Origin of the sequence: Nostoc sp. DedVER02, assembly GCF_034530675.2 — a bacterium.
GTDB lineage: Bacteria > Cyanobacteriota > Cyanobacteriia > Cyanobacteriales > Nostocaceae > Nostoc.
In genome coordinates, this window is the sequence record NZ_JAVRCP020000001.1 from 255,937 (window position 1) to 268,739 (window position 12,803).

A 12,803-nucleotide genomic window follows, 5' to 3' on the forward strand; every position below is an offset into this window, starting at 1 on the left:
TCAGTTTCCCTGAGTCATTTTGTGCTTCTTAGTCTAAAGTCCAGTAATTTCATTCTATTAAATAGTGTTGATGAATTTATTTGCCAATGAGCAAAATTAGGGATGGCAACGGATTGCTTATCCCTGCTTTTGGTAAAACCCTGAAACTAACAGATTTTATACAGCACTCAGCCTAACCTAAGACTGCTAATTTAATCTAAAATCTCAAATCCAAAATCTTTTAATTCCGTGGTTTTGATCGGTTTCTCAAGAAGTCAGGTATATCCAATCCAGGTTTTTCTTTTGGTTCTGGAGTTGGAGTGGGAGTTGGATTTGCGCTTGGGGTTGAAGTTTGGGGATTAACTGCGGGTTGTTGGGTTGTTGGTCGCTTCGAGGTATTGGGAGCTACTCTAACGTTAGCTACGCTTTGTTGTACCGCAGCTTGCACTTCACCTGTAAATCCGGTGGCTATTACAGTAATTCTTACCTCGCCTTGGAGTCTGTCATCAATTACAGCCCCAAAAATAATATTGGCGTTGGGATCAACTACCTCATAAATTGCTTCTGCGGCTGCATTCACTTCATGCAAAGTGAGGTCAGTACCACCTGTGATATTAAAGACAACACCTCTAGCACCTTCAATAGAAGACTCTAGTAATGGTGAAGAAATAGCTGCGATCGCAGCTTCTCTGGCTCTAGATTTCCCAGAACTCACACCAATTCCCATCAGTGCCGATCCCGCATCTGCCATAATAGCTCGGACATCAGCAAAGTCAACGTTTACCAAACCGGGAATTGTGATGATATCAGAAATACCTTGCACCCCTTGACGCAACACGTCATCTGCATAGCGAAAAGCTTCTTGCACAGGTGTTTGTTCGGGGATCACTTCCAGCAATTTGTTGTTGGGAATAATAATCAGTGTATCTACTCGACTTTTTAATCCTTCAATCCCTTGTTCGGCTTGGCTGGTGCGGCGGCGGCCCTCAAAAACGAATGGACGTGTGACTACACCAACAGTAAGAGCGCCCATTTCTTTTGCTACTTCTGCCACGATTGGGGCTGCACCAGTCCCAGTACCACCACCCATGCCAGCAGTAATAAATACTAGGTCAGCACCCTCTAAAGCTGTAGCAATTTCATCTCGTGATTCCTCAGCTGCCTTTTGACCAATAGCAGGATTACCACCTGCTCCTAAACCCCGTGTTAGCTTTTGTCCAATTTGTAATCGACTGGGAGCGCCTGCCAAAGTTAAAGCTTGGGCATCAGTGTTAATTGACCAAAATTCCACACCAGAGACATCAGATTCGATCATGCGGTTAACGGCATTGCCACCGCCGCCACCAACACCAATCACTTTGATGTTGGCAACCCGGCCAGGAACAATCTCACCAATTCGGCTATTCTCCGCAGAAATTTTCTTATTATCGTGATTTTGTCCGAAGTTCAAACCAGAGTTATTAAAAGGATTGGTGGAGTTAACTGCCAGAGAAAGCGCTGGCTGTCCCGGAGATTGGGAATTTTTATAGGTGAGTCCTTGGTTATTATCAAGTGTCATTGGATTTGCGAAAGGGTAGATAAACGACTTTTTCAGGTGTTATTCACTTAAGGTCAACTATAGTTGGACACTGCCATAAAACGATGGCACTGTTCTTTGTTGTTTTCACTACTGCCAAGCCTAACAGAATTGGCAGTGTGAAAATTTGCTACGGGATAAGCTTTTAAGACAGCCGATCGCACAGCCAATTCTAGAAAAGTATACCTATATTTATCTAAAAGTGACCTGTATAAGTTCAAGCAGGTATTAATCTCTTCATTCTTCCGCTCGGAAAACATAAGTTCTAAAGACACACTACAGCGCATCTTATCTACCTCAATAATATTGTTAATAGGTTTCACCATTAGGGATAATTGCAACTTTAGACACAAAATTTACCTGACACTTACTTAATTTTTAAGGTTTAAGTAAGCAAGAATTTACTTGTCAGACTATACCTGATTAATTTGTTGTTTGGGGGGTCTTAATGGACACTTTATTGGAGCAATACTCTATCTTACGAGAACCCTCACTTGTGTGGTCAACAAATCAAGATTTTCCTAGAGGTTTCGTAACCAAATTAGGAATTACGGTACAGAATAGTCCAAACTGATTACCCAAAAGCAGCTTTTACGCAACTCTTTACAGTACTTTAAATTACAAATTTAAACTTCAGTAAACTGTCTTTGGAAGTATCCTCAACAGATCAAAGTTAGATTGTCTGACATCTCATACCCTACTCTTTAGATGTTAGGGTAACAATTGAGAGTATTTTCCTCACGAAAGAGATTTTATGATTGATCTTCTCATTTTAATTAGAAGTTAATGCCGATTTTCGTGCGGACTGCCGGAAAACCGAAAATAATAAATATATTTATCAGCATAGAGCTTCTTAATTTACTAGGAGCTATCAATACATTAAACACACTAGATATTTTTAGGGTTTTTGGGAGTTAATTTTTGGTCTTTTTGGTTCATTTGTACTAAGGGAAATTCGGGATTTTTCAGATCAATATACTCTATTTGGCCGGAATTGAGTTTTGCTGTTAAAGGGAGCATTTGGGCGAGTACCTTAATTTGTTCAGACAACTGAGGGCCTGGAACACCAAGATGTACATTTCCTAGTTCTGTTTTCAAAATTAAATTTGCTGGATTTTGACAATCAATTTCCATCACTTTAACGGGACTTTGACTGACAGCTTGATGAATTTGAGTCCAGTCGAGACAGTATTGTTTTGGCGATCCAATTACTCTGAGATTGGGTAATTTCCGAGTGGGATTTAGTGATGTGTATTTTTCTAAAGGTATCCAGGCTCCACTTGCATCTAGTAAGCCGATTGTGACTTTTTTATTGCCAGTGCCTTGATTTTGCACACTTGGGGTTTGAGTCACCGCTACAGGGACTCGTTCTTGGATTTCGATGTTTAATCCAGGAGGGAATAGGCGGCGTTTAACAATAGCTTGGGCAATAGTTGGTTGTTTTTTCAAAGAGTTTGCGATCGCAGCCGGTTCAATTCGCCACAAAGATTGGGGGTAAGATAGCACCAGCAGGGATTTAGTTGTCTCATCGGAGAGTAATTGATTGCCTGATTTCATCACCACTTGTTTGGGAGTTTTTAACACCCATACTGGTTGAACTGCTACCCACAGCAATCCACCTGCCAAACCAGTAATGGCAAAGGTTCGCCAGATAGCCTGAATAATTTTCATCTGCCGCCGCCGCCGTAATTTTTTCCGACGTTGGGCTAGATCCGTGCGAGAAACTGATATTATGCCAGCCATTGAAACCCCTTTCTCGTTACATTCCAAATTTATTGACAAAGCTCAGTATTGAGTGCATGGAAAGACTCTATACTGATGTACTTAGTACAAGCCCCACTATTTTATTGCTCAACTTGAAGTTTACCAGCATCAAGCAAGTGGCATTGCGATCTTTTAACTCAACACTCTTCATGCGCTTGTATCATTATTAATCTCAGTAAACACTGTTAGCATCTATTAGGCGCTCCCCTCAAGACTTTTTTTATTTTTAGTAACACTTTACAGTAACTACAGAACCAACGTGGTGCTAGTCATCCTTCCTATTAAAGTTTCCGGTGTCTATTCTTAACTCACTGTTGTCTTTTTGACAAATGATTATCAGATATTTCTTCTCTAAATTATCGAAATTAAATTAATTTAAATATTTCTGATTTTGTTTTCTTGACAAATAGAATGTGAAGTGATAGCTAAGTATTCCTGAATCACTGTATAAATTGCTATAATTCATACCAGCCATACCTCATCAGCTATACAAACAGGGAACTATAGAATGTAGTAGCTTTTTTACTGATTAATTCAGCCATAAAGGTTTATGCCTCAAACAAAAGTTAGAGATTGTCAAAACTCCAGTAGCAGGTGTAAAAAGGACAAATATGCTTAAGGTTATTAGGGTTAATTAAATCTCTACCATACTACTGACACCGATCCTGTAATAAGTGCTGACTTCTGCAAGATACTACCAACTTGCGAATTAATCCTATGCCTACTCCGGGCTAGAGATTGTTGGTAGAAAAAATACGAATTAAACTGCATCTACACACATCTACATACATGAAAACGACATTCAATTTGTCACGTTTTTATAAAGCATGTAACCCAAGCTACACGCTCAATATAAGTAACGTGCTAGATCGCCAGTATTATATAGATTTCGCTGATGTCCGTGGTTGCAAGATTGTCGAAGAATTGCAACGGACTATAGTTCGGATTTCTCCTGATGAGCCAACCTGCCAGTTATTTACAGGTCACATTGGTTGCGGTAAATCAACGGAATTGCAGCGCCTCAAAACAGAACTGGAATTAGCGGGATTTCACGTAGTTTATTTTGAGTCTAGTCAAGACTTAGACATGGCTGATATTGATATCAGCGATATTTTGCTGAGTGTAGCCCGTCAAGTCAGCGCCAGTTTAGAAGGCATTAACATCAAACTCAAAGGTGGTTACTTTACCAATCTATTTAAAGAAGTAGGAGATTTTTTGCAAAGCCCCATAGAGCTTTCTGGACAAGCAGAATTGTCCTTGGGTATTGCCAAAATTACCGCCAAAACCAAAGATAGTACCCAGATGCGGAATCAACTGAGGCAATATTTGGAGCCACGTACCAATAGTATTTTGCAAGCGATTAACGAAGAAATTTTAGAAAAGGCTGTTGAACAGCTAAAGCTGCGGGGTCAAAAAGGACTGGTAGTAATTGTAGATAATTTGGATAGAGTTGATATGCGTCCCTTAGCATCAGGGCGATCGCAACCAGAATATCTCTTTATCGACCGAGGCGAACAGTTACGCCGACTCAAATGCCACCTAGTTTACACCATTCCCCTAACCTTAATATTCTCCAATGAGTACGAAACCCTAAAAAATCGCTTGGGGGGAGGGATTGCGCCAAAAGTACTGCCGATGGTATTGGTGCGGCAAAGAGATGGCAGTGATTACGAACCAGGGATGTCACTAGTACGCCAGTTAGTCTTAGCAAGAGCTTTTCCAGAAGTTCCTTTGAATGAAAGGCTTTTATTAATTACAGAATTATTCGATCATTCCCAAACCTTAGATCGGATATGTCGCGTTAGCGGTGGCCACATTCGTAACTTACTGGGCTTACTTTATAGCTGCCTGCAACGACAAGATCCACCTTTTTCTAGAGACTGCCTAGAAGCGGTCATTAAGGACTACCGCGACGATTTGCTATTAGCTATTGATGAATCCCAGTGGGAATTATTGTTTGAAGTAGTTCAGCAACAGAGAGTTAAAGGCGAGTCTGACTATCAAAGCTTACTACGAAGCATGTATTTGTTTGAATATCGCGATCCTGTGGGGCGCTGGTTTGGCATCAGTCCAGCCCTAGCAGAAACAGAAAAAGTTTTAGCTTGGCAGCAAAACAAGTAATAGTACTGGGTAAGTTAATAGTCATTAGTCATTAGTCATCAGTCCTTTGTCTTTTGCCATTGGACTAATGCCCAATGCCCCATGCCCAATACCCCATGCCCAATGCCCCATGCCCAATGCTCAACAACCAATGACTACTGATAAGCCACTACATATCTACACAAGAGAAAATCAGCATGCCTTGCAAAGACTGATTAGAGCGATCGCACTTTCGGAAGGTCAATTTGCCCTAATTTTAGTTCGGTGTAACTATGGGCAATTACGTGAGCAAATGTTAGAAAATATTCGCTCAAGTACTAAAGATATCAATATCAGAGAAATCTTTCTCAATTCATCAACGACTTCTTTACACAACACAATAGTTTCAGAACTATCTCTTGATAATCCTGCTGTCGCCACAGACTCTTTGCCAGATGCTGTGATGATTTTTGGTATTGAGTCTGTGTTCGATCTAGAAAACTTACTTACAGGTATTAATCAAGCACGAGATATTTATGCTGCAACTTTTCCATTTCCAGTAGTCTTGTGGCTACAAGATGAAGTGGCATCATTGCTGTCTAGATTAGCACCTGATTTTAAAAGTTGGGCTGCAACCACAATTAAATTTGAAATGGCAAAAGTAGATTTAATTGCTTTGATTCATCAAGAAGCAGAATCTCTATTTGCCAAAGTTTTAGAAGCAGGTGCTGAAACATTTTTATCTAATGCTTCCCTAGATTTAGATCCTAAGTCTCAACACCGCCACGAAATAGAATCAGCCCGTAATGATTTGTTGCGCCTATATGGTGTTAAATTAACACCAGGATTAGAAGCTAGTTTAGAATTTGTCTTAGGGCGAGATAAATACGCCAACGATCAAATTAATGGTGCTTTAGCCAATTATCAAAGAAGCCTAGCATTATGGCAGCAGGAAACGAAGAGAATAGCAGAGTTGGAGAGTAATTCTGCTTTGTCCTTCTCATCTTCTCATCCTACCCTTGCCTCGTCTTTACTCAAGCAAGCAATAGTATTATTCCATCTTGGGCTGTGTTATCACCGAATGGCAGATTTGCACCACAATAGTAATAGTAGATATTGCGAACATGCTCTCTTATGGTTTAAACAATGCCTAGACGTATTAGAGGGGGTACAAAGAGAAGACTTAGTTGCTAAATTTATTTTGCCCGCTTGTGAAATGCTGCAACGGTTACAAGCCTGGGAAGACTTAAAAAAATTAGCTCAAAAGTCATTACATTTACATAAAACCTATGGAACTCCTGCACAAGTTGCTCAAAATTATGGTTTTTTGGCAAATGTGGCAGCTTCAGAATCGAATTGGATACTAGCTCATGAATTAGTGAATACAGCACTTTCAATTTCTGAAGGAGCAACAGAAATTTCTCTGCGAGATGCTTTGCGAATACGACGAGAAGAAAGTTGGTATCTGCTCTTGCTTGCACGTACACAAAGGCATTTAGGTGAGTCAGAGGAAGCTATCAATAACCTAGAATGGGCGAGGATAGTTTGTGAGCTACAACATCAACCATCACTTTATTTAGAGATTTTAGAGGAACTGCGATCGCTTTATTTTTTTGAGCGCCATAACTATACAGAAGCATTTAAACTTAAGCAAGAAAAAATTCAAATAGAACATCAGTATGGCTTTCGTGCTTTTATTGGAGCAAGTCAATTACAGCCACAAAGGTCTAGAATTAACCCAGCATTAGAATCTCAAAAAATACCGTTTGTTCCTGAAGAAGTTGCCCAAGAAATATCAGCTTCTGGACGACAGCAAGATGTTAATCGTTTGATTGAAAGAATTAGTCGTGCTGACTATAAACTCACAGTAATTTATGGGCCATCAGGCGTAGGTAAAAGCTCAATTCTCAAGGCTGGTTTAGTCCCTGCATTGATAGGGAAAGCTATCGGAGAACGCATTCCTATACCTATTGTTTTGTCTGTTTATACTGATTGGCTCACAGTTTTAATAAGCAGCTTGAACCAAGTGATAGCATACACAGGAATATCACTTCATCCTGACTCTACGCCTACTATACTGCTAGAAAAAATTCGGTTAGCAACCGAGCGCAATTATACAATAATTATTATATTAGACCAATTTGAAGAATTTTTTTTTATTAGTAATGCTCCTACACAAAGAATAGAATTTTATCAATTTTTTAGTGAGTGTTTAAATCTTTCTTATGTAAAAGTTATTCTTTCCTTAAGAGAAGATTATTTACATTATTTATTAGAATTTGAACGTTTAAGCCAAAAAAATAGTATCGGAATATATGATTTAGGGGTAATTAATAAAAATATTCTCGATAAAGATATTCGCTACTATCTAGGAAAATTCTCTAGCCAGGACGCTAAAGCCATAATTCATAGTCTTACTCAACGATCGCATTATGAATTGAGTGATGAATTAATTAACCGATTAGTCCAGGATTTGACAGGAGAATTAGATGAAGTACATCCAATTGAATTACAAATAGTCGGCGCTCAATTACAAATAGAAAACATCACCACCCTTGGACAATACAAGCTTTGTGGCGGCTCGGCAAAATTGGTAGAACGCTGGCTTGGGGAAGTAATTAAAGACTGCGGTCAGGAAAATGAAGGGTTAAGTTGGAAATTATTATTTGAGTTAACTGATGAAAAAGGGACGCGACCATTAAAAGCTAAAGCTGATTTAGCGGCTGCATTAATTAATAACCAGGATCTAGATCCAATATCAAGCTTTGACACAGTTGGAGAACTGATTTTAGAAATATTGGTGGGTTCAGGTTTGGTGTTGCGAGTCAGAGAAGAATTAGGCGATCGCTACCAGCTAGTTCACGATTATTTAGTTGAACCAATTCGGCAAAAAAATAACTATGGTATGCTCGCAGAATTTGAAAAAATCAAACTCGAAAAAACTAAAGCAGAAGTAGCCCAACAGCTTAGTCAAGAACAACTCAATTTGGTGTTGCAACGGCGGCTGCGAGAAGCGCGGATTGTCGGCGCGATGCTAGCAATCATGGGGGGAACAATAGCAGCATTATGGTGGCAAGCCGACTTACAAAAAACAGCAGCAATTCGCCAAACTCTACGAGCGGAACGCAGTGAAACTAACTTGAGCATTAGTGGAATTACTGCTGCTAGTGAAGCTCTATTTGCTTCTAATAAAGAGTTTGATGCTTTATTAGAAAGTTTGCGGGCTTGGAGAGGACTCAAACAAGCAGATGGAGTGCAACCAGATACTCGAATGCGCGTGGTAACGGCCCTACAACAAGCTGTTTATGGGGTAACAGAAGTCAACCGCCTGGAAGGACATACTGATATTGTCTGGGGAGTAACTTTCAGCCCAGATGGTCAAACCCTCGCATCAGGTAGCCGAGATCAGACGGTGAAAATTTGGCATCCTGATGGTACTTTGCTGCAAACGCTCAAAGGTCACACTGATGCTGTTACCAGTATAAGTTTCAACCCAGATGGTCAAACCCTCGCCTCCGTCAGTCTCGACAAAACAGTGCGAATATGGCACAAAAACGCGGTTACAGGTGAATTTGACCCCAAGCCATATAAAATCCTGAAAGGACATAAAGATTGGGTTTATAGCGTTAATTTCAGTCCTGATGGCGAGTTGTTAGCTACTGCCAGTAAGGATAGAACTATAAAACTCTGGCGCAAAGACGGTACATTAGTAAAAACCCTGAGAGGACATCGAGGGTGGGTTAACTGGGTAAACTTCAGCCCCGATGGTCAATTCATCGCCTCGGCCAGCGACGACAAGACAGTGAAAATCTGGCGACGGGATGGTAGCCTACTTAGAACTTTGCAAGGACATCGGCAGGGTGTGATTGTAGCTGTTTTTAGCCCCGACGGGAAATTTTTAGCGTCAGCAGGTCGAGATAAGACAGTGAAACTTTGGCAGAGAGAAATTAACGACACTAAAGATAGTTTTGACTTTCGTCTTTACAAAAATTTACGGCAGCATAGCAGTACAGTATGGAGTTTGAGCTTTAGTTCTGATAGTAAAAAGTTAGCTTCCGCAGGCGAAGACAATACCATAAATCTCTGGAGTCTCACTGGTACTTTACTCAAAACCTTCAAAGGACACAGCGATGCTGTTGTTAGTTTAGCTTTCAGTCCAAATAACAAATTCCTGGTTTCAGGAAGTTTCGACAAAAGTGTGAAACTATGGAGTTTAAATGCCCCAACACCGTCTATTCTGAAAGGGCATCAGGATCGAGTTTTGAGCGTTGCTTGGAGTCCCAACGGTCAGATGCTGGCTTCTGGTAGTAGCGATCGCACCGTAAAACTTTGGCAAAGATACACCAGTAATGGCGAATTCAGAACCCGACTTTACAAAACTTTAGTGGGTCACAAAAATAAAGTTCCAAGTGTCAGTTTTGACCCCAAAGGTGAAATGCTGGCTTCAGGAAGTTTCGACAAAACTGTGAAACTTTGGCGGCTTAACGGTACTTTAATCATGACTCTCCACGGACATAAAGATAGTGTAATGAGCGTGAATTTCAGCCCCGACGGTCAATTTTTGGCATCAGCTAGCAAAGATAACACTGTAAAACTCTGGAACCGTCAAGGCAAGTTACTCAAAACCTTAGTAGGGCATCAAGGTTGGGTAAATAGCGTGAATTTCAGCCCTGATAGTCAGATTTTAGCCTCTGCCAGTGATGATCAAACTGTGAAACTGTGGAACCGCGAAGGCAAGTTGCTCAAAACTTTTTCGCCCCATGACAGTTGGGTATTAGGTGTCAGCTTTAGTCCCACTGATGAGTTGCTGGCTTCTGCCAGTTGGGACAACACCGTGAAACTGTGGCGACGGGATGGTACCTTGTTAAAAACCTTGTTAAAGGGGTACAGCGATAGCGTCAATGCTGTAACTTTCAGTCCCAATGGTGAATTGCTTGCCGCCGCCAGTTGGGACAGTACAGTGAAACTCTGGAGCCGGGAAGGTAAATTAATTAAAAGTCTGAATGGGCATCGGGCCCCAGTGTTAAGTGTCAGTTTTAGCCCAGATGGTCAAACACTAGCATCAGCTAGTAATGACAACACGATAATTCTGTGGAATTTAAATCTTGACGATCTACTGGTTCGTGGTTGCGATTGGGTGGGTGATTACCTCAAGCACAACCGTAATCTTGAGGAGCGCGATCGCCTTCTTTGTGATGGCATAACCCGCAAATTTTAAGCAGAGGTAAGAAATTATCATTGACTAATGACTCTTAAAGCCTCAATGAGCAACCGCTCTTGGTTTAGCGGTTGGGTTGATGAGGCGATCAGAGTTGTTAATTTCGAGCTAATCAGCAAAGGAGCGATCGCTCTCCAAAACCTCACGGTTATTTTCTGGGGGAGCCTCTTGTGGCAAATTCGCTAAAAAGGCTTGTAGTCTCATCCGTTCAATATAAGGCCAGCCTCCCTCAGACTCAATATCTTTCAGCAGTGAGTAAAGTTGCCGACGGTTAACAGGCAAACTCTTTTGAAAAACCCCATCTCGAATCTCTCGGTGTAACTGTTCTAATTGCCTAAGCATTGCCAAAAGAGCTACAGTATCGCCTTCACAATCCTGAACTGCATCATACACCACAGTTGCGATCGCTTGCAGTTTACAAGACAACTCTGCTGATTCCACATTTTTGTGATCGTTCATCGCAGCCTTTCCGTATAAATGAGGTCAACTCAAATTTACCGGAGATTTTTAATTTTCCCTAGTTACTCTAGACAAGGAGTAAATAAAATCAACCTTCTGTAGGCTTCTAGATGGTTTTTTCTAGACTAACCGTGATCGCTCATACCTTCACTTACCTAAGTAAGGGTTAAATATAACTAGATTTGTATCTTTATTAAAAGCAATTGCGATCGCTCCTAAGACGGGGCGGTAAAGTTTAACATAGCCTCCACGTCAGCTAGATGCGATCGAGACGAGAATTTCTTGGATTTTGAGTACTTTGATTTTGAGTTAAAAAAAATCGTATGATCTGGCTAATTTACCCATCCAACAATGGGCTGTATGTAGTAGCGTCACATACATGATACAAAAAGACTTGGGCGACGCTGCTTTTGCAATTGGCAAAAGCAAAGTGCGAAGCAGACACTCCTGTTCGCACTCTTTGAGACAAGCATTTATGCTGCTCTATGTAGCGCTTACTCATCCATCCGTCCAACTCTAACAAATGCTACCAACAGTAAAACTGCTGGTTTTTTGCTCCCCTAGTTACATACATCCACTATGGATGCAGTGTGCTACTCAGTCTGGGGTTTACATCCCAAACTCAAGAGAACGATACGTTTAACTACGTTTAGCAGAGAAAAGTTTGAGTGGCGACTTCCAACTTATATGCCCGGACATTTGCTTCAACTCTGACAACCAGAGCAACGCAGTATCCGAATTGAGGATGGCTTTTCGTCAGCGATCAAAGCTTCGATGCAGTTTTACAACTTAGATATTAATTTTTGAGATTGAGGTTGACCATGAGGTATCGCGCTTTAATTGTTGCATTCTTCGCTTTGTGCTTGGGACTAATAACTGCTTGTAGTGATGCTCCTGCTACTAGTAGTAGAGATGTACTCACTTACGACCAAATTCGTGGCACTGGCTTGGCAAACAAATGCCCCCAACTAGCAGAAACAAGCCGTGGCTCCATTCCCATTGATTCTAGCCAGTCATACACCATTAAAGAACTTTGCCTAGAGCCTACTAGCTTCTTTATCAAAGAAGAACCTGCTAATAAACGCCAAGAAGCAGAATTTGTTGCTGGCAAATTGTTGACCAGATACACTTCCACCATTGACCAGGTGCAAGGCGACCTAAAAATCAACTCAGATAATAGCTTGACCTTTGTGGAAACTGATGGTCTTGACTTTCAAGCTATTACTGTGCAGCTTCCTGGCGGTGAGCGAGTACCTTTCCTCTTCACCATCAAAAACTTGGTTGCTCAAACTCAACCCAGCTTGAGCAGTATTAACACCTCCACGGACTTTGAAGGTACTTTCAAAGTTCCTTCCTATCGCGGTGCTGCCTTCCTAGATCCTAAAGGTCGCGGTGTCGTCAGTGGCTACGATAATGCTGTGGCTCTCCCCGCTCAAGCAGATGATGAACAACTTACCCGCACTAACGTTAAGCGTGCAGAAAATCTAAATGGTAAGATTTCTCTGCAAATCGCTAAAGTAGATAGCTCTAGTGGTGAAATTGCTGGTACTTTCGAGAGCGAACAGCCATCTGATACAGATTTAGGTGCTGGCGAACCCAAAGAAGTCAAGATTCGTGGTCTATTTTTTGCACGGGTTGAACCAGGTCGTGGCTAAATTCTCTGGAGTTAGATAACTAACCTGGCATTCAGAACTACAATTCTGTCAGCATCTAGGTTTCATCACAAAA

7 protein-coding genes are annotated in these 12,803 nt (G+C 41.1%); 3 read left to right on the top strand and 4 right to left on the bottom strand.

Features of this window, described 5'->3' with window-relative positions; genetic code table 11:
- Nucleotides 1-220 precede the first annotated feature (220 nt).
- The 3 genes from ftsZ to RMZ41_RS01095 all read right to left on the bottom strand — a co-directional run bounded on the left by ftsZ (nt 221) and on the right by RMZ41_RS01095 (nt 3,298).
- Nucleotides 221-1,537: a cell division protein FtsZ gene (gene ftsZ / locus RMZ41_RS01085; RefSeq protein WP_322641628.1), complete on the bottom strand. Its 1,317-nt coding sequence runs from the start codon at nt 1,535-1,537 to the stop codon at nt 221-223.
- Between the two features lie 53 nt (nt 1,538-1,590).
- Nucleotides 1,591-1,881, bottom strand: coding sequence for a hypothetical protein (locus tag RMZ41_RS01090; protein WP_322641629.1), 291 nt, complete (start codon nt 1,879-1,881; stop codon nt 1,591-1,593).
- 562 nt (nt 1,882-2,443) lie between these two features.
- Nucleotides 2,444-3,298 carry a cell division protein FtsQ/DivIB gene (locus RMZ41_RS01095; RefSeq protein ID WP_322641630.1) on the bottom strand — a complete coding sequence of 285 codons (855 nt, stop codon included), beginning with the start codon at nt 3,296-3,298 and terminating at the stop codon, nt 2,444-2,446.
- An 810-nt stretch (nt 3,299-4,108) separates the two neighbouring features.
- Between RMZ41_RS01095 and RMZ41_RS01100 the strand changes: the two genes are divergently transcribed.
- Nucleotides 4,109-5,440, top strand: coding sequence for a P-loop NTPase fold protein (locus RMZ41_RS01100; protein ID WP_322641631.1), 1,332 nt, complete (start codon nt 4,109-4,111; stop codon nt 5,438-5,440).
- 130 nt (nt 5,441-5,570) lie between these two features.
- Complete coding sequence (locus RMZ41_RS01105; protein WP_322641656.1) at nt 5,571-10,616, top strand: eIF2A-related protein; 5,046 nt, start codon at nt 5,571-5,573, stop codon at nt 10,614-10,616.
- Between the two features lie 108 nt (nt 10,617-10,724).
- Here RMZ41_RS01105 and RMZ41_RS01110 read toward each other — a convergent pair whose 3' ends face one another.
- Nucleotides 10,725-11,075, bottom strand: a complete 351-nt coding sequence (locus tag RMZ41_RS01110) for a hypothetical protein (protein ID WP_322641632.1) — start codon at nt 11,073-11,075, stop codon at nt 10,725-10,727.
- An 821-nt stretch (nt 11,076-11,896) separates the two neighbouring features.
- Here RMZ41_RS01110 and RMZ41_RS01115 point away from each other — a divergent pair.
- Nucleotides 11,897-12,730, top strand: coding sequence for a photosystem II manganese-stabilizing polypeptide (locus RMZ41_RS01115; RefSeq protein WP_322641633.1), 834 nt, complete (start codon nt 11,897-11,899; stop codon nt 12,728-12,730).
- The last annotated feature ends 73 nt before the right edge of the window (nt 12,731-12,803 follow it).

Bases quoted from the DNA above. Each gene is read 5' to 3' on its own strand.
- RMZ41_RS01115 (WP_322641633.1), top strand. From the start codon at position 11,897: ATGAGGTATCGCGCTTTAATTGTTGCATTCTTCGCTTTGTGCTTGGGA.
- ftsZ (WP_322641628.1), bottom strand. From the start codon at position 1,537: ATGACACTTGATAATAACCAAGGACTCACCTATAAAAATTCCCAATCT.
- RMZ41_RS01095 (WP_322641630.1), bottom strand. From the start codon at position 3,298: ATGGCTGGCATAATATCAGTTTCTCGCACGGATCTAGCCCAACGTCGG.
- RMZ41_RS01110 (WP_322641632.1), bottom strand. From the start codon at position 11,075: ATGAACGATCACAAAAATGTGGAATCAGCAGAGTTGTCTTGTAAACTG.
- RMZ41_RS01105 (WP_322641656.1), top strand. From the start codon at position 5,571: ATGACTACTGATAAGCCACTACATATCTACACAAGAGAAAATCAGCAT.
- RMZ41_RS01100 (WP_322641631.1), top strand. From the start codon at position 4,109: ATGAAAACGACATTCAATTTGTCACGTTTTTATAAAGCATGTAACCCA.
- RMZ41_RS01090 (WP_322641629.1), bottom strand. From the start codon at position 1,881: ATGGTGAAACCTATTAACAATATTATTGAGGTAGATAAGATGCGCTGT.